Consider the following 17,506-nt stretch of genomic DNA (forward strand, 5'->3'; position numbering starts at 1 on the left):
ATCGTATCTGGATTTTTTATAAAAAGATTGAATAAATACATTCTTTGTCACACTTTTCTTTTAAATTTAATCGAAACCGGAGCAGCCAGCAAAGTAAATGGCAGGAAGGGCTGAACATTGCCATAAAAAAGCACCTAAACAGGATTACAGTTTTAGGTGCCAAAACTAAAAGATGTAGCATATATCTTTAATCGGTTTAAATGCGTAGCTCTTTTTCAAATAGTGGCCAGATTTTCTGATGTGATTTTTTAAACATCAGCATATGACCGATCTGTTTATAGCCTAGCTGTTGAGGGTTTAATTCAATGAGCCGGGTATCTGCATTAGGATATAAGCGGAGGAGGTCTTTGACATTTGTATAGGTCGCAATTTCATCATCAGTCGCCCAGAATGAGGTAATTGGGCATTGAATCTGTTGGTGATAATCTACAAAAATACTTTTACCAATCGCATTCATCACATAACCCGGTTTACTGCAGAACTCGGCCCACTGTTTGGCCACCTTTTTAGGCAGGTTTTCTCCCATACCGATAAACTCGGTTGCACCATAGCCTTTAATAAAGCTTGAAAGTGGAAAAATAACATTGAACATAACCGGGGCCAGAAATCTAGTTTTACCTTTAAGCCCTTTAACATGTCCGGTTGAACCTGCAATGGTCAATGCCTTGGCCACCTTGTGATAATTTGATGCAATACCAAGAAGCTGGCCTCCGGCACTATGCCCGATGATGATGACTTTTTGTGACCGGGTTCGGCTTAGCAAGGCTTCTATGGCTGCTGGAATATCATATATTCCCCAATCATTAATGCTGGCATTTGAATGCTTCAGTTTGCCATGAAGAGATTCGCCAATACCCCGAAAATCAAAAACAAGGACCTGATAACCTTGCTGGTTGAGCCACTCGGCAAATGCATGATAAAAGTTCTTGGTGATTCCTGTCGCCGGGCAGATCAAAACAGGATAAGGTTTATCCGGATTTTGTGATGGATAGAACCGGGCCGCAAGCTGATAGCCGTCCTTGCAGCTGATCCAGAAAGATTCGACGCTATTCATGGAGGTGGGTACTCATCTGTATTTTATATAGATACTTTATATAAGTTCTAAAAAGAAACCTGATTAAAAAATGACTCAAAAGTCAAACTTTATGGTATATAAAAGGGCAAAAGAAAGTGCTAGAAAAGCAGGAAAAAACATGTATGTTTTAAATATGGCGACTCAATATGCCATTGTATTTAGTGGGTTATTTCTCTGGGTAGGGATGCTGACCGGTGTCTGGAAATACTATCAAATCAGACGGTCAGAGCTGGCTAGAGCGCATTATTATGTGGATATTGCTCATCGCAGCAGTCTGCTTTATGCATCAGCAAGTTTGATTCTGGCAGTATTAAGTCATTTTACTGTCTTATCGGATGCGGTTGTCTTGTTTTGCGTTGTTGCCAACTTATTCTTTTTTGCGATGTCGATTCTGATTTATATCTTGCATGGTTTTTTGAAAGATACGACCAACCAGTTCAAGCAACCGCATAAAGTGGGACGATTAAATTTACCAGCATGGTGCATGACGTTGATGATGTTAAGTTTAATTATTGTCGAGTTAGGCGCCACAACAGTTTTATTATTAGGGACGATGGCTTATTTTTTTAATTAAAAAAATGGATGATTAATCATCCATTCTTCCTAAAGAATTTTTTTGGCGTGCTACGCTTAACTGTCGAAACTTTCGATCAATGATGGCCCACATACAAAAGGCAACAGAGACAATCAATGCATATGCAAAATATTCGGGTTTTAAATTCCCTTTAATAGTGCCTTGGAACAACAGTGTGACCATAAGGGCAAGTGTGGTGGTTGCATATACTACTGTATCATTTGCCTTCAGAGCGTTAATGAAGACTTGCTTGTTGAAATGTATTGATAACATCTCCATCCCTCCTTGTTGTGACACAAAACCTTGTGTTTTTGTCTGAATTGTTTTTTAAGTTGTACTGCTATTTTCTGAGCATTTCAATAGCAAAAGAGGGTATTTTGAAAATAAATTTTTGAATGTATTGATTTATATAACTTTAAAGTATTTTTTATATTGATTTATAGTATTTTTTAGTTAAATGTTGCCCGGTATTTTTACGTTTTGAAATATTTAAATGTTATCTATAAAGCAGCTTATAACACTATTTAGTGCAATATCCGGTATCACGGAATGAGTATAAGTCAGATTATTCCACATTGTTATAGCCAGTAAAAAAGAAAGATTTGTCGTAAACAAAAAATGAACGTTGGATAAAAGAACATTTTTTGTATAGCTAAAACAATGTTTGGGTAAAACATTATCTTAACGACAAATCATTTTACTTTTTCTGAGCCCGTGCTCGATCAATCACGATTGCAATCACCAAAACAGCCAATGATGGAAGTAGCCATGCAAGATTCTGTTCATTTAAAGGTAAATGCTGGATAAATGCTGGAAGTTGAGCTGTAAATCCGGCAGCTTTAATTGCTTCAACGACGCCGAAAAGAAAAGCAACAGCGGTTACTGATCCAACCACAAGAGATGGATTATTCCAGCGCTTCCAGAAAAAGCTAAGCATGATTACGACAATGGCTGGCGGATAAATTGCACTAAGTACCGGTACCGAGAAGGCGATCAGCTTGGTTAGGCCCAGATTGGAAATCAAGAGTGAAAAGCCGGTCAGAATGAAAACCAGCAATTTATAAGATAAACCGGTTAATTCATTGAAATACTCGGCACAGGCACAGGTCAGACCAATGGCTGTAACCATACAGGCAAGGAAAATCAGGCAGGTCAGGAAGTATGAACCATAATCACCAAAAGCATGTTGAACGTAGGCATGCAAAATGATGGCACCGTTGTCGGCATTTGCTGCGACTTCATGGCTACCTAGGCCAAGCTTAAACAGGCTGATATAGACCAAGGTGAGGCCTACGCCGGCGATTAAACTGGCAATAATGGCATATTTGGTAATCAGCTTGGTATCGGTAACACCACGTGATTGGATAGCCTGAATGATGACAATCCCAAATACCAATGCACCCAAGGTGTCCATGGTAAGGTAACCGCTGACAAAACCTTCAGATACAGGACTGCTCACATAATTGTTAACCGCTGGTGAAATCAGGCCGGTCGGGATGGCAAATGCGGCAATACCTAAAATTGCGAGTGCAATAATTTTCAAAGGTGCGAGTACATGGCCGACAGTATCGAGCAGTTTATTCGGATATAACGAAACCGCAGTTACGAAGGCAAAATAAACAATACTGTAGAGAAAGAGACTGCTATCTGAGGTACCAAAATAAGGAGCAAAGCCAATTTCATAAGAAACGGTTGCTGTCCGCGGTGTTGCAAATAGTGGCCCTACAGTCAAGTAGCAGGCAATGGTGAGCAGTAAGCTAAAAAAACGGCCGAGTGGAGAACTGATGATTTCGATCGAACCCTTCATGCGAGATAGGGCCATGATCGTAATCACAGGTAAACCAACTGCTGTAATCAAGAAACCGAAAGCAGCAAGCCAGACATGTTCACCAGCCTGCTGAGCAACGATTGGAGGAAAGATAATATTGCCGGCGCCAATAAATAACGCAAAGGTCATAAAACCTAAAGCAATGATATCTCCTGTACGAAGTTGATTCATAAAAAGGGAGGCATAAAATAAAAGTGCAAATTTTAGAATAAAAAAGCGTTCTTTTGAAACTAATTTATGTGAAAACTGTCTGTTTTTTGGCTAAAAAGAAATTATTAAAATCATATAATTAGCTTTGGTAAAGCTAATACATTGAAAAGGTTTTCAAAACTTGGAAATTAAAAGTAATCATGCTTTTTTCCTATAAGCCTCATCGAAATTAAATGTAAAATAAAACACCACTTTTAGTCTTAAAAAGATTGAAGAATTGCAGACAAGGGCGTACAACTAAAGGCATCCCTTTATGCAGCCTTAACTTCTTTGCTTGCATGTGAACTTAATCTGATAGATGAATAAGGAAAATCTCGAATGAGAGCTTCTACTGTGACCATTAAAACCGAACAGGATCTTGAGAAATTAAGAATCTCAGGTCGTTTGGCGGCACAAGTGTTGGAAATGATTGGTGCTTATATCAAGCCCGGTGTTTCTACCGAATATTTAGATGATATCTGCAATGATTATATCGTGAATACCTTGCAGGTGATTCCGGCCAATGTTGGCTATCACGGTTTTACCAAAACGACATGTATTTCTGTCAATGAAGAAGTGTGTCATGCAATACCTTCTGCGAAAAAGATTTTACAGGAAGGTGATATCCTGAATATCGACGTTGCCGTGATTAAAGACGGTTATTTCGGTGATACCAGCCGCATGTATTTTGTTGGTGAGCCCAGCCCTGAAGCCAAGAAACTGGTCGAAACGACCTATGCAGCCATGCTGGCAGGTATCCATACCGTAAAACCGGGCGCAACTTTGGGGGATATTGGTCATGCGATCCAGACAGTCGCCCAAAATGCAGGCTATAGCATTGTCCGTGAATATTGCGGACATGGGATTGGGCGTATCTATCATGAGCAGCCAAATGTCTTGCACTATGGCCAAAAAGGTCAGGGCATGGTTTTGAAGAAAGGCATGGTCTTCACCATCGAGCCGATGGTCAATGCTGGCAAGCCACATGTAAAAGAGCTAAATGATGGCTGGACAGTAGTGACCAAGGACAAATCACTTTCAGCGCAATGGGAACACATGGTTGCCGTGACAGATGATGGTTTTGAATTACTTACGCCGTGGCCAAATGGTACGGGACATTATCCGGCGGTTTAAAATTTGTTCCAGATGATTAAAAGGCTCGGTTGTTAATCGGGCCTTTTTTTGGTCGGGCATAAAGTCAGCTGTTCAACCAGATAATCAATAAAGACACGTACAGCAGGCAACAGCCCTCTACGTGATGGATAGACGGCATGGAATATGCCATGAGGTGCTGCCCATTCTGGTAAAACAGTGACCAGCTTTCCTGATTTTACAAAGCTTTGAGCGATGCTGTCTGGCAATAAGGCGATTCCGCAGTTTTGCGTGGCCAACTCTGCCAGCATTAAAAGATTTGATCCCATAACCACAGGATTGACTTTAATCTTTTTCTGCTGCTGATCGGGGCCGGTTAACAAAAATTGCTGGTCGAGATGATCTTCTGCCATGCTGATAATACGATGATCGGTCAATTGCTCGGGTGTGGTCAGATGACCAAATTCATTTAAATAAGCCTGACTTGCAAATAGACGTTGTTCTGTCGCCTCAAACTGTCGTAGTACCAGGTTTGGATCATCATCCAGTTTTGAGCGTACCCGCAAGGCCAGGTCTATACCTTCATTAATCACATCTACACGGCGATTGCTGACCAGCATCTGGACACGTACTTCAGGATATTTTTTTAAAAAAGCCGGCAGGATTTTTGCCATCTGGTTTTGGGCAATATCGACAGGTACGCTGACCTTAATGACACCACGCGGCTGGCTGCTGAGATGATTTACGACATCATGCGCTGCTTGTGCTGCATTCATCATGACTTGAGCATGACGGTATACATCCATACCAATATCGGTCACCGCAAAATGACGTGAACTACGCTGGATGAGACGAACACCAAGCTGTTCTTCAAGATTATATACCCGACGGCTTAATTTTGATTTAGGAATATCTGTTGCACGTTCGGCTGCACTGAATCCGCCATGTTCAACAACAAGCGCAAAGCAATAAAAATCATCTAAATCCGTTAGCATTACGCTATAAACTCCCGCTTATTGTGTTCAGGTTAATTGCTATCAAGGTAATTATTCAACATTTTTAGCGAATAAGATATCCCGAACCTGTTGATATTCTTGCAAGCGCTCAAAATCTTTTGCAGTTGGAGACTCAATCCGCGACAGGTCCATGTTGTCAGCCAGATTGGCCAGTTTAACGACACGAGCAATCGGATTGAGTACGGTGCTCTGGGCGGCCTGCACGCGACTTGCTCCTTTTTGTTTGGTAAGTGCCACAATTGCTTTAACGATATCTGGCTGAAAATCTGCTGCATAGAGTTCATCAATTGTCGTTGCAGTATCTTCAAGAATGTCGTGTAAAACCGCCACAATTTTGTGATCGCTCTCCTGAACCTGAAGCATGATCCTTAACAGGTGCAGAATATAAGGGATATTGGCTTTATCAACCTGACCTGTATGCCGTTCTGCTGCAAGGGCAATCGCCTGTTCAAGTGTGGCCATGTTTTACAAACCCCCTCCATTTACCAGTACAGAAGATAGATTCGGGCTACATATTCTTTTAAACTGGTTCAAATTTTTGATGCGTTGTGATTATGTCCTATCAACTTGTTAATATTGCCGATGCCACCCAGAATATCACCTGTCCATATTGCCAGCATGCAGCTTTAGACTGGCAACAGGAACAGTATATTCAACCTTGTGAGCATACTTTGTTCATGGCAATGGATTTGGGTTTTGAATTTATTGCAGACCGTTTTGAAGAGGTTTTGCCACAGTCTGTTGATGAAATTCATGAAGACCCGAATATGAATATTTTTTCAACGATTAGTCAGGCTAACTATCCTGAGATGCAGATTTTTAAAGCCGATTTAGGGGTGGAAGGCATGTTCCGCTACGTTGGTTTTAGTCAGGTCTAGAAACTCTTCCAATAAAAAAGCCAATCATAGGATTGGCTTTTCGCTTCACAGCTTATGCTTCTGGAGCTGGGCTGTACTGTTCAACCAATGGCTTTAATTCACCATTCTGGAACATTTCAAGCATAATATCGCTACCGCCAATTAACTCGCCGTTGATCCATAACTGTGGGAAAGTAGGCCAGTTTGCAATTTGAGGTAAAGTTGCACGAATATCTTGATTTTCCAGAATATTTACATAGGCAAATGGACGACCAATTTGGCTAAGTGCTTCTACTGCACGTGCAGAGAAACCGCATTGCGGAAATTGTGGAGTGCCTTTCATGTAAAGTAAAACAGGGTGTTTCGCAATTTGATCACGAATTAACGCTACTGTATCACGCGCTTGTTCCGTCATAGATAGATCCTCAACTAATCTTTCTGCATTATATACCTAAAAAAAAGCTTGGCGGGGATTCCAAAAGATTTTTTCTTATATAAATGTGACTTTACGCTTTCAATCTAGGCAAGTTTTTGCTTATATAACTTTTTTCACCACAACTACTGATAGATTGAGTTTGTTATGACTAATATCACTCTTGCTCCTGTGCAACCTGATCAACCTACCCACCTTATGGCTACCTATGGTCGCCAGGCGATCAGCTTTGTACGAGGGCGAGGGGCGCATTTATATACCGCAGATGGAACCGAGTATTTAGATGCATTAACCGGTATTGCAGTGTGCGGACTTGGGCATGCACATCCTGCCATTGCAGAAGCCATTGCCGAACAGGCAGCAACTTTAGTCCATACCAGTAATTTATTTGAAATACCTTGGCAAACGGCAGCTGCGCAAAAACTGGCTGCAGTATCTGGCATGGAAGAAATTTTCTTCTCTAACAGCGGTGCCGAATCAAATGAAGGTGCAATCAAGATCGCCCGTAAGTTTGGGGCGCAGCAAGGTATTGCTCATCCCAAAATTTTAGTGGCCGAACAATCTTTTCATGGCCGTACTTTGGCAACCTTGTCAGCAACAGGCAACAAGAAGGTGCAGGAAGGTTTTGCGCCCTTGGTCGACGGTTTTGTGCGTGTACCTTTTGGAGATGTAGAAGCTATTCAAGAGGCTGCAATTCATCATCCTGATATCGTTGCAATTCTGATTGAGCCTATTCAGGGGGAAGGCGGGGTAAATACTGCACCTCAGGGTTTTAGTTATCTGGAAGAGGTACGTGCGTTATGTAATCAACATAACTGGCTCATGATGCTGGATGAAATCCAGACCGGAAATGGCCGTACCGGTAAATATTTTGCCTATCAGCATACCAGTATTATTCCTGATGTCATGACGACAGCAAAAGGTCTGGGTAATGGTTTTCCGGTTGGTGCCGTGATGACACAAGGCAAAGCTGTAGGCCTGCTCGGCGCTGGCAGTCATGGTTCAACCTATGGGGGCACCGTCCTTGGATCACGTGTGGTATGCACTGTTATTGATACCATGGAAAAAGAAAATGCAGTGGCAAATGCGGCAACGGTCGGGGCTTATATTGTCGAGCAGTTAAGAGCGCAACTGGCAGGGCACAATGTGCAGGTGCGTGGTTTTGGCATGATGATCGGTATTCAATTACCTAAGGATTGTGCTGAACTGGTTGCTATTGCCCGTGATCAATATAAGTTGATTATTAACGTGACTGCGGGTTCTGTGGTGCGTTTGCTGCCACCTTTGAATATGTCGCAGGCACAAGCAGATGAGTTATTACAGCGACTGGTTCCGGCAATTGAAAACTTTTTAAAAGCCTGATCTTCAGACAAGCAACAAAAAAGGGCAATGTATTTGCCCTTTTTTATTTTGGCTCAAATTAGCCAGAGATGTATTGTTGCAGCTGTTCAATCAGGATACGTTGATCATCCATGGCTGCTTTAACCAGATCGCCAATCGAAATAAAGCCAACCAGTTTGTCTTGCTCAAGGACGGGTAAGTGACGTAAATGCCGATCTGTCATCAGCTGTAAGCATTCTTCAACAGTATGGTTCAGACTGACAGAGATCACCTTTGAAGTCATGATATCTGCAACAGGTGTATTGTTTGAAGAGCGTTCCATCAAGGCAATTTTACGTGTGTAGTCACGTTCAGAGAAAATACCAACCACTTTCTCGTCTTCGGCCACCACCAGTGCACCGACACCTTTATCTGCCATGATCTTAATTGCTTCAAGTACAGTCGCATTTGGTGAAATTGTAAAAATTGATTGTACTGCTTTATTCTTGATGACTTGAGCAACGATTGTCATTATTGATCCACCTGTGTTGTATTGTCATTTTCATTTAACTTAACGGTATTTTTTTTAATTGCAAAGCGCTAATTTCATTCCGGTGAGTACTTTTATGCATAAATGCTCAAAAAGCCATCACCGGAATTGTAGGGTTTTTTAAGCAGGAACCGCCATGTGATGTGACCTAAAAAAGAAATGCTGCATTTGCTGGGTTGAAAGTTTGAATTTACGATGTGATGAATTAAACAACGCCGGCTCAACCTGTAAGCGTGTCAAGGTTGGGAGCAGTGATTCGTGGAAGTCTTTAGGTGTGATTTTCCGTGGAGTGTAGTGTTTCCAGTTGGCTTTGGCATAACGGTGAGCTTGCACGCCATTGAGCCAGAACGGGAAAACATGGCCATCCTGATCTGATTTGATGGCCCAGCCCTGATGGTATAAGCCCCAGAGTACACCACAATACATCATTGTTTTCAGAATTGAAATTTTGATCATCAACTCTTTTGAGACAGGCTGGAAATGGTTAAAGCGATACATGTTATTGAACTAATATTCTTAAACTTATGCTTTATTATAAGAAATCCAGATGTCGTTTATGTTTAACAATTGACTAAAATCGTAAGCAAATATTGTAGCCTTTTAAAAAAGTAGATTGCCCGGTAAAAAGCTTCCCCAAGGCGGGGCAGGGTTTTCTAAAGCATGCTTCTCACCTATAGATAATTTGGTATGACTTGAGCCAGACAAAGCGTTTGAAGCTTTGGCGCAGCGCAAGAATGGAATAGGAATACGTGAGATCTATTGTTTATAACAGGTATTAAAAAACGCCACCTGAGCCAGACAAAGCGTTTGAAGCTTTGGCGCAGCGCAAGAATGGAATAGGAATACGTGAGATCTATTGGTTTATAGCAGGTATTAAAAAACGCCACCTAAGTGACGTTTCTTCATGCTTGTAATGTTGCCATCTTCTGCCAGTACTGGGCTTTCAAGGAATCACGTTCAACCCGGAAGCCTTGATAATACAGTTCTGCTAAAAATAATGCCGCTTTACCATGTCCTGCTTTTGCAACTTCTTCCAGCTCTTTTACTGCATCCTGGAAGTTCTTTTGCGATTGAATGGTATTCACCGCATTTGCATATACATGCTCGAGATCATGCTGTGTAAAATGTTGAATCATATAATAACTCCTTATTTTAATTATGATTACCGCAAATTCTATCCAAAGTTACACTACTTTGAATTTAAGCTACTTTAACTTAGAATTGTTAAAGTAATATGACAAATTGATGGAATTGTCAAATATATTCGGTATCTTTGCGTAAATAAATTCTTACACGATTAAACATTTACCACAAATAATTTTAAGTAGAATCAAAGTGAGAATAAGAGAAAAGGAGAATAACATGTCAAATGTCATTGATGGTGTGAATGTTGATGTTCCTCCATTAGAGAGCCAGATCATAGCATTAGCCCATCACCACCGTAAATTGCTTGACGAGGCCATATTTCATCAGGAAATTCATCTTGGTGATTATTGTCTGGCCCAGCGTAAGCGTGTCTATGATTTTGCCCGTCATTTAAGCCCTGAACAAAAAGACCGTTTTTATAAAATTTATGATGGTGAACTGAGAAATATTGCCGATGATGATGACTTGCATCCTGCTGATGCAGAAAGTGGGGTCGGGATGTTTGCAATTTTCATTGTCCTGGTCATGATTGCATTTATTCTTTATTTCGCCTTTGTCCGTTCACTGGTTAGTTAAACCTTGATAAAGCGGTTTTAACGTTCAATAAGTTGTGGAATTGTGACTTATTGAACGTTGGACTTGTCCTAATTGAATCAGAGACATACACTACCTCTAATTCGAGGTAGGTTATGTTTTCTATACTTTCTAAACATAAAGTAATGCAATCCAGATTGGGATTAAAACTTGATCAATTTTATAATATATTGGTCGCTCTTATTATTTTGTCTATTTTTATACTTGCGTATAACGCCTTACAGCGTCCCATTAATTTAGTAGAATATCAACATGTGACCCAGTTGGCTCATCAGGCGAGTCATCCCAGAACCCAGCATATGGCTAAAGAAGTGCTTGAACACCGACCAATTCGGCGTACAGATTATTTAAAACTCTTAAATGCCTATCAATTTGAATTGAACCGGATTAAACAGTATCCGGCGATGGCAAAAGAAGATGAGTGAGTTTTAAGCGTCTTATTTTCATTATAAATGAATGAATTGCCTCACTGGGGAAAACCCGTTTAATTTATGCTAGACTGGCTGAATTTTTAAAAGCTGCTTTACTTTCAAGGAATCGACATGCAACAGCAATCGAATATGCAAAATAAATTCTTGATAAATGCGGACATCGGTGATGATGATGTCACATTACCAAGTCTGCCTGCTGTCGATGTTCCCATTATAGAGCCGGCAGCGCCAAAGGCTGTTGAAACTCCGGCGGCTGCTACGGTAGCACCTGCTGCTACTGCAAATGAAGAAGAAAGCAAATCGACCGGTTTCTTTAGCCGTATGAAAGATGGCTTGACCAAAACCCGCCGTAGTTTTACTGATGGTATGGTCAACATTTTGATCGGCGGCAAAGAAATTGATGATGAGTTGCTTGAAGAGGTTGAAGAGCAGCTTCTGGTGGCAGATATTGGTGTAGATGCGACCAAAACCATTATTGCCAATTTGACCGAACGTACGGCGCGTGGTGACCTGATCTACTCACATGCCTTGTATAAGGCATTACAGGAAGAACTGGTGGCCTTACTTGCCCCACGTGTTAAACCCCTGCATATTGATCCAAATAAATCGCCGTATGTGATCTTGATGGTGGGTGTAAATGGTGTCGGCAAGACCACCACCATTGGTAAATTGGCCAAGCGTTTGCAAGGTGAAGGCAAGAAAGTGATGCTGGCTGCCGGTGATACCTTCCGTGCAGCAGCGACCGAGCAACTGCAAATCTGGGGAGAGCGAAATGATATTCCTGTCGTGGCTCAGGGACATGGTGCTGACAGTGCTTCGGTGATCTTCGATGCATTTGAAAGTGCACGTGCCAGAGGGATTGATGTACTGATTGCAGACACAGCCGGACGTTTGCAAAACAAAGCCAACCTGATGGAAGAGCTGAAAAAAGTAAAACGTGTCATGCAGAAGATTGATGCCACTGCACCTCATGAGATCATGCTGATTGTTGATGCGGGTACAGGGCAAAATGCCATTAATCAGGTTCAACTGTTCGATGAAGCCGTGGGGTTAACCGGTATTACCATTACCAAACTGGATGGCACTGCAAAAGGTGGTGTACTGTTTAACATTGCAAGCCGTACCCATGTACCGATCCGTTATATTGGTGTTGGTGAAAAGATTGATGATTTACGTCCTTTCTCGGCTAAATCGTTTGTTGCTGCATTGTTTGAAACTGAAAAATAGTTCAATGAAAAGTTGTTATAAAAGCCGATTCGTCGGCTTTTATTTTGTGTAGAAAAAGACATTTTTAAAAATAATTCTTCTAAAAAAGGTATTTGCGTGAAAATATTATTAAAACCTGTCGTTTTTATCCTCCTAACAGCCAGTTTGGGTATCACCCCGGTCTTTGCGGTTACTGATACTGCCGTGATAAAGGCGCTTACAGAAGATGCTGAACAGGGCGATGTTGAAGCACAATATAATTTAGGTGCGATGTATGCAGTCGGTGACGGGATTGAACAAGATGATGCAAAGGCCGTTGTCTGGTTTCAGAAAGCTGCAGATCAGGGAGATGCCTCTGCCCAATATAATCTGGGTATTATGTATGATCATGGACGAGGTGTTGAAAAGGATGACCGACAGGCCGCAAAGTGGTATCGCAAAGCAGCTGAACAAGGTGTTGCTTATGCGCAATATAATCTGGCCAATATGTATGCAAATGGGCGTGGCGTTATACAAGATGATGTAAAAGCTGTGGAGTGGTATCAGAAGGCTGCCGATAAAGGAGAGGTCAAAGCCCAGAATAATTTGGCCTGGATGTATGAAAATGGCAAAGGTGTTGCACAGGATTATCAAAAAGCTTTCAGTTTATATGCGCTTGCAGCAAATGAGGGAAATAGCAATGCCCAATACAATCTGGGTGTAATGTATGAAAATGGGCGCGGCATTGAAAAGAATAAAAACAAGGCGCATGAGTGGTATTTTAAGGCCGCAGAACAAGGTGATCAGGATGCCCGTTATCATTTAACCCTTGCTTATGCTGTTGGAGAGTTAAACAGGGCAGAGCGTAAAAAATACAAGAATATTTCTACAGATTGGGAGCTTCAAACCATTGAAGTAGAGGCAAGCGCGTCAGAGCAGGCAGAAGCGGAACAACATGTCGATTAAGATTGTTTCAAAAAAAGAACGATCTGTCATATTTTTTAGTCTATTCCCAAAAAATACATCGTTATACACTACATTCAATCCAAGATAACGCCTCCGGGCACAAGGTAGGAATAACAAAATGAGCAACTTCTTAAATAGTATTAAATCACGCCGTACAATTTATGCGATTGGGAAAAACCTGTCAGTAGATCAGGCAACAATCGAAGAAACGATCCGTGAAGCTGTAAAACAAAGCCCTTCATCATTCAATTCACAAACTTCGCGTGTTGTGACTCTGTATGGTGAGTCGCATACAAAATTCTGGGAAATTGTACGTGAAACTTTACGTAAAATGGTTCCAGCAGAAGCTTTTGCAAATACAAGCGCAAAAATTGATAGCTTTGTTGCAGGTTTTGGTACCGCACTATTCTATGAAGATCAAGATGTTGTAAAAGGTTTACAAGAACAGTTTGCTTTATATGCAGACAATTTCCCGATCTGGTCTGAACATTCAAGTGCGATTGCCCAGTTTGCAACCTGGACGGCTTTATCTGAAATTGGTGTTGGTGCTTCCTTACAACATTACAACCCGATTGTTGATGCAGAAGTGGCAGAAACCTTTGATATTCCGGCAAACTGGAAATTACGTGCCCAGCTTGTATTTGGCTCGATTGAAGCTGCGGCTGGCGAAAAAACGTATATGGATGATGCAGCACGTTTTAAAACTTTTAACTAAGCTTAAGACGGCACTCAAAAAGAGCACATTATGTGCTCTTTTTATTTCTTCAGGGTTCACCAATATTTCTTATCTAAAATATTTGGCACATGTCTTCCAAGGCGAACCTGTGCGCGCCTTGGAATGATTGAAACTAGAGGGAAATATTTTTTGTAGTGCCGAGTTCTTCGGTTTCACCTGTAACAGAGGCCTTGGCCAGTTTAAAAAGAGTGGCTATCTTACCTGAACCTTTCCAGTATTGTGCGCCGTTACATATCACACGGATAAGCTGAATATCTGGATCAGTCTTGCCATGCTCAAAGAATGCTTCATAAGCAGGTGACCATATTTCATCAAGGATAGCAGGGTCTACAACACATTCTGCCACGCCGTTAATAGAAACATAGTCATTATTTGAGATGTTGCTATAACCTAAATTAACCTGATTATGTAAAGCAAGGCTTTTTACCAGCTCAGAACTTTTAGAGCCTAAAAACCATAAAACGCCGTTAAAATCAGAATCTTGCGTGGTCATCGGCGCAGAATGTAAATGACCTTTTTCAGAAATAAAAGTGATCATGGCAAATTTTATGCCTTTAAGTAGCTGATTTAATTCTTGATATTCACTATTCAGGTTATTCATGTTGAAGGTCTCCTACAGTTTGATTTATCACTATCCATGAAAAGCAAAAGCAGCAAAGTTTCGTTTTGTGCACAATTTGTTTTATCTGTCTAGAATTAATACATTCATGTTATTAAATATTAAAAAATATTTAATTAAATAATTTCAATTGTTTATCGGTATGTGGTTTGCTGGAATGAGAGCTGGGAATGTATTAAGCACCATTTGTCGCCCAAGATGGGAATTGTAAATATTTTGAAAATTTTTTAGATAAAAGGCACTATTATTAATTTTTAACGAGTATTTATTGTGGTCTTAATACTTTTAAAGCGCGCTCTTTGAAAATGTTAAGGTAAGTCTTTTTTCTTTTATTGTTTTTTGCTGTATATATCTAAAAAAAGCTAAATTGTTGCAATAGACAGTTTTAATTTTTGTCATAAAATCGTCATAATCGCATTGCATAGTGCATACGGTTTCATAAATTGTTTATAACGAGAAGAGTCTAATGTCTTTAAGAGTTGGTGTTGCTGCGTTCGGGTTATTATTAAGTAGTTCAGTTTTTTCAGCAGTCACTATCACTGCACCTGAAGAAATCGTGATTCTTGCTGTAAATGGTCAAGAAGTAAATAACGGATTAATTCCTTCCAAGAAAAACACTTATCAGGTTGATCCTGGTAATTTGACGGTCAATGTACGTTATCGTGAATATTTTGAGCATCTGAATGGTGAACATGACATCGTCAAATCCGGTGTTGTTACTATTCAGGCACCAAATCTGCAAGACAATCAGTCTTATAGCCTTGGTTTGATCAATGCACCTAAAGATTTTGATGCTGCGAAAAAATATGCAGATCAGCCTACAGTTGCGTTATATGACCAAAATAAGAAACTTGTGGTGCAACAGACTGGCGCGAATAATGAAGCTCAACCCTGGTTTTCTGGCAATAATTTTTTAAGCCGGACTCTGGATTTAACCCAAAAGAATAAAAACAATGCTGCTAATCAACCTGCACCGGTCTATGCCGGAACAGCGGCACAAGCTGTTGTTGCAACAGCGCCTGTTGCCGTAACAGCATCAGCACCAGTCGGTGCGGTTAAAACCACAGATCAGCAACTGGCAGAATTATGGCAAAAAGCTTCTAAAGCTGAACGTCAGAAGTTTATGGCCTGGTTAGCAGGTCAAACCAACTAAATCTTGTCTTGATCAAAAGCCGATATCAATATCGGCTTTTTTTATATTCATACAGTATTCAGTGGCTATCCCGCTTTGATAATTAGGCCTGATGTTCGGACAATATTGAGCATTTTTGTTGCTGTGTCGACCAGAGTGATCCCGCCGGGGCAGTTTGTGCCCGGTCTTTGGCTTGCTGGTAGAAGCGTAGAAAAACAAAAGCAAAGCTTAGGGCCGTGATATCGATCCAGATCAAATTTCCTGTGGAATACCAGAGACCCGGGACTGGTAGCAGATAAGCGATCAGGGAGGTGACCGGAATCATGCATAAAAGCAGGGTAATCGCTAACAAAAGTTGAGGTAAAGCTCTGGCAGCACCCACGATAAAACTATATAAAATACTGGCAATAAATCCAATATAGTAGCTATACATCAATACATGGTTATGACTTTGTAATTGCAATGGTATGACATAAGCCCAGCGTCCAGCCAGCATGCTTGCTATGATGGCCAATATACAGCCCAGACAAGCGCCAATGGTCAGGTGAGCGATAAACAGTACGTCTTTACGTTGTTGTGGGGCTGGCGAGTGAGGATTTTTCTGTTTACGTAAACGGGTTTCAATCCACAGGATATTTCCTGAATAGAATAGATAAGCGCCCCCAAGACCAAAAAGCAGATAAATCCAGCGAACAGGTTCTCCACCATAATTGCCAAAATGCAAGGCGAACATGGCACGTATGATTGTTGCAGCCGTGCTTTCTTCGGTTGAAAGTGTCTTGGTAGAATATGGTGGGTCTTGATAAGGATTGAAGTTCATATAGTCAAAGGTATCACCTCGTAACATGCGATCCGGATGGTAGAGTGCAACAAAGGCTGATGCCTGTTCAGGGTGCTCCAGTTGACTAAAACGGATACTGTCAATGCGATATTCTGGTGCTACTGCCTGAATGTTTTTAAAGATTTTTTCTACATCGAGTGCTGGTGCAGGGTCAATTATTTTTACAGCAGGCGGTCGTTCAAATAGCGGCTTGTCTTTTGATACAAGTTGGCTGAGTACACCATAGAAAATATCATGAAAGGCAAAAACAACGACTGTAACACTGATAATGATATGAAAGGGCAAGCTGCTAATGCCAATCACATTATGGGTATCAAGCCAGAAACGTTTTTTGTTCTTGCCTTTACGGATGGCAAAATAATCTTTGATCAGGGTGGGAAGCAAGACAATCAGGCCGGACATAATTGCAAGAAAATATAAAACGGCAACTGCCCCCATAACCATGACACCAGCAGTATGGTGACCCATCATGCCTGGAATACCTGCCGTTTCATGAAGTTGTTCAATCAGCCAGCCGAGCCTGGATACATTTTCCTGGATGGCAATTAACTGGCCGTTATGATCCAGTGTCGCCATCATGCCTGACTGGGCAATATCAATACCGTGATGATCTTCTGCTACGTCATGCGCTGCCTCCCACTGCATAGGGGCATTATGTCCTTCCGGTGAGCTGAAATTGAGTGTAAATGCTTTTTTGGTATCGGGATATTGTGCCTGGGCTTGTTGTACCAGCCGGTTATATTGTTGCGGCTGGATCGCTGCCAATTTTTGTTGAGGTGGAGCTGCCCATTGGCTAAGCTGATGTTGAAACATGGTGAGACCACCAGCAAAAAAGCAGATAAACAAGAGGATACCTGCGCTTATACCTACCCAGGTATGGAGATTTTTAGCTGTTTTAATGATATCTGCACGAACTTTCATT

The 17,506-nt window shown here is 41.2% G+C and carries 21 protein-coding genes; 10 read left to right on the forward strand and 11 right to left on the reverse strand.

Annotated elements, in window-relative coordinates; genetic code table 11:
• Window positions 1-196: 196 nt before the first annotated feature.
• Window positions 197-1,054: an alpha/beta fold hydrolase gene (locus OC23_RS07400; RefSeq protein ID WP_038343905.1), complete on the reverse strand. Its 858-nt coding sequence runs from the start codon at window positions 1,052-1,054 to the stop codon at window positions 197-199.
• A 139-nt stretch (window positions 1,055-1,193) separates the two neighbouring features.
• Here OC23_RS07400 and OC23_RS07405 point away from each other — a divergent pair, with 139 nt between their 5' ends.
• Window positions 1,194-1,649: a hypothetical protein gene (locus OC23_RS07405; protein WP_038343906.1), complete on the forward strand. Its 456-nt coding sequence runs from the start codon at window positions 1,194-1,196 to the stop codon at window positions 1,647-1,649.
• 12 nt (window positions 1,650-1,661) lie between these two features.
• On the opposite strand, the gene OC23_RS07410 is transcribed toward OC23_RS07405, so the two are convergent.
• Both OC23_RS07410 and brnQ read right to left on the reverse strand, forming a co-directional pair.
• Window positions 1,662-1,922: a hypothetical protein gene (locus tag OC23_RS07410; protein WP_038343907.1), complete on the reverse strand. Its 261-nt coding sequence runs from the start codon at window positions 1,920-1,922 to the stop codon at window positions 1,662-1,664.
• Between the two features lie 424 nt (window positions 1,923-2,346).
• Entirely contained in the window at window positions 2,347-3,648 is a 1,302-nt protein-coding gene (gene brnQ / locus OC23_RS07415) for a branched-chain amino acid transport system II carrier protein (protein WP_038343909.1), read from the reverse strand.
• 357 nt (window positions 3,649-4,005) lie between these two features.
• On the opposite strand from brnQ, the gene map reads away from it, so the two are divergent.
• Window positions 4,006-4,800: a type I methionyl aminopeptidase gene (gene map, locus OC23_RS07420; protein WP_038343910.1), complete on the forward strand. Its 795-nt coding sequence runs from the start codon at window positions 4,006-4,008 to the stop codon at window positions 4,798-4,800.
• A 32-nt stretch (window positions 4,801-4,832) separates the two neighbouring features.
• Here the strand turns inward: map and OC23_RS07425 are convergent, their stop codons facing one another.
• Window positions 4,833-5,753, reverse strand: coding sequence for a LysR family transcriptional regulator (locus OC23_RS07425; protein WP_038343911.1), 921 nt, complete (start codon window positions 5,751-5,753; stop codon window positions 4,833-4,835).
• Between the two features lie 51 nt (window positions 5,754-5,804).
• Complete coding sequence (locus OC23_RS07430) at window positions 5,805-6,236, reverse strand: HD domain-containing protein (RefSeq protein ID WP_038343912.1); 432 nt, start codon at window positions 6,234-6,236, stop codon at window positions 5,805-5,807.
• Between the two features lie 92 nt (window positions 6,237-6,328).
• Between OC23_RS07430 and OC23_RS07435 the strand changes: the two genes are divergently transcribed.
• Complete coding sequence (locus OC23_RS07435; protein ID WP_038343915.1) at window positions 6,329-6,652, forward strand: hypothetical protein; 324 nt, start codon at window positions 6,329-6,331, stop codon at window positions 6,650-6,652.
• 52 nt (window positions 6,653-6,704) lie between these two features.
• Here OC23_RS07435 and grxD read toward each other — a convergent pair whose 3' ends face one another.
• Window positions 6,705-7,046: a Grx4 family monothiol glutaredoxin gene (gene grxD / locus OC23_RS07440; RefSeq protein WP_004639270.1), complete on the reverse strand. Its 342-nt coding sequence runs from the start codon at window positions 7,044-7,046 to the stop codon at window positions 6,705-6,707.
• 165 nt (window positions 7,047-7,211) lie between these two features.
• Here grxD and OC23_RS07445 point away from each other — a divergent pair, with 165 nt between their 5' ends.
• Window positions 7,212-8,426, forward strand: coding sequence for an aspartate aminotransferase family protein (locus OC23_RS07445; RefSeq protein ID WP_038343918.1), 1,215 nt, complete (start codon window positions 7,212-7,214; stop codon window positions 8,424-8,426).
• 58 nt (window positions 8,427-8,484) lie between these two features.
• Here OC23_RS07445 and OC23_RS07450 read toward each other — a convergent pair whose 3' ends face one another.
• From OC23_RS07450 to OC23_RS07460, 3 genes are all read right to left on the reverse strand, one after another.
• Entirely contained in the window at window positions 8,485-8,916 is a 432-nt protein-coding gene (locus tag OC23_RS07450; RefSeq protein ID WP_038343920.1) for a CBS domain-containing protein, read from the reverse strand.
• Between the two features lie 138 nt (window positions 8,917-9,054).
• Window positions 9,055-9,432, reverse strand: a complete 378-nt coding sequence (locus OC23_RS07455; RefSeq protein ID WP_038343922.1) for a DUF2750 domain-containing protein — start codon at window positions 9,430-9,432, stop codon at window positions 9,055-9,057.
• A gap of 404 nt (window positions 9,433-9,836) precedes the next feature.
• The gene (locus OC23_RS07460) at window positions 9,837-10,070 is read right to left on the reverse strand and encodes a hypothetical protein (protein ID WP_038343924.1); all 234 of its coding nucleotides are present in this window, start codon (window positions 10,068-10,070) and stop codon (window positions 9,837-9,839) included.
• Window positions 10,071-10,296: 226 nt separating this feature from the next.
• On the opposite strand from OC23_RS07460, the gene OC23_RS07465 reads away from it, so the two are divergent.
• The 5 genes from OC23_RS07465 to OC23_RS07485 all read left to right on the forward strand — a co-directional run bounded on the left by OC23_RS07465 (window position 10,297) and on the right by OC23_RS07485 (window position 13,971).
• Entirely contained in the window at window positions 10,297-10,656 is a 360-nt protein-coding gene (locus OC23_RS07465; protein WP_038343925.1) for a hypothetical protein, read from the forward strand.
• A gap of 113 nt (window positions 10,657-10,769) precedes the next feature.
• Entirely contained in the window at window positions 10,770-11,099 is a 330-nt protein-coding gene (locus OC23_RS07470) for a hypothetical protein (protein ID WP_038343926.1), read from the forward strand.
• A 117-nt stretch (window positions 11,100-11,216) separates the two neighbouring features.
• A complete protein-coding gene (gene ftsY / locus OC23_RS07475; RefSeq protein ID WP_038343928.1) occupies window positions 11,217-12,332 on the forward strand; it encodes a signal recognition particle-docking protein FtsY in 1,116 nt (371 codons plus the stop codon).
• Window positions 12,333-12,428: 96 nt separating this feature from the next.
• Window positions 12,429-13,256: a tetratricopeptide repeat protein gene (locus OC23_RS07480; protein ID WP_038343929.1), complete on the forward strand. Its 828-nt coding sequence runs from the start codon at window positions 12,429-12,431 to the stop codon at window positions 13,254-13,256.
• A 118-nt stretch (window positions 13,257-13,374) separates the two neighbouring features.
• Window positions 13,375-13,971 (forward strand): nitroreductase family protein, encoded by a 597-nt coding sequence (locus OC23_RS07485; RefSeq protein ID WP_038343931.1) that lies wholly within the window; start codon window positions 13,375-13,377, stop codon window positions 13,969-13,971.
• A gap of 133 nt (window positions 13,972-14,104) precedes the next feature.
• On the opposite strand, the gene OC23_RS07490 is transcribed toward OC23_RS07485, so the two are convergent.
• Complete coding sequence (locus OC23_RS07490; RefSeq protein WP_038343933.1) at window positions 14,105-14,593, reverse strand: pyridoxamine 5'-phosphate oxidase family protein; 489 nt, start codon at window positions 14,591-14,593, stop codon at window positions 14,105-14,107.
• 484 nt (window positions 14,594-15,077) lie between these two features.
• Here OC23_RS07490 and OC23_RS07495 point away from each other — a divergent pair, with 484 nt between their 5' ends.
• Window positions 15,078-15,764 carry a DUF2057 family protein gene (locus OC23_RS07495; protein ID WP_038343934.1) on the forward strand — a complete coding sequence of 229 codons (687 nt, stop codon included), beginning with the start codon at window positions 15,078-15,080 and terminating at the stop codon, window positions 15,762-15,764.
• 82 nt (window positions 15,765-15,846) lie between these two features.
• Here the strand turns inward: OC23_RS07495 and OC23_RS07500 are convergent, their stop codons facing one another.
• Window positions 15,847-17,505 carry a PepSY-associated TM helix domain-containing protein gene (locus tag OC23_RS07500; RefSeq protein ID WP_038343935.1) on the reverse strand — a complete coding sequence of 553 codons (1,659 nt, stop codon included), beginning with the start codon at window positions 17,503-17,505 and terminating at the stop codon, window positions 15,847-15,849.
• Window position 17,506: the final 1 nt, after the last annotated feature.

Source organism: Acinetobacter sp. A47 (assembly GCF_000805455.1).
In the GTDB taxonomy this organism is placed as follows: Bacteria; Pseudomonadota; Gammaproteobacteria; order Pseudomonadales; family Moraxellaceae; genus Acinetobacter.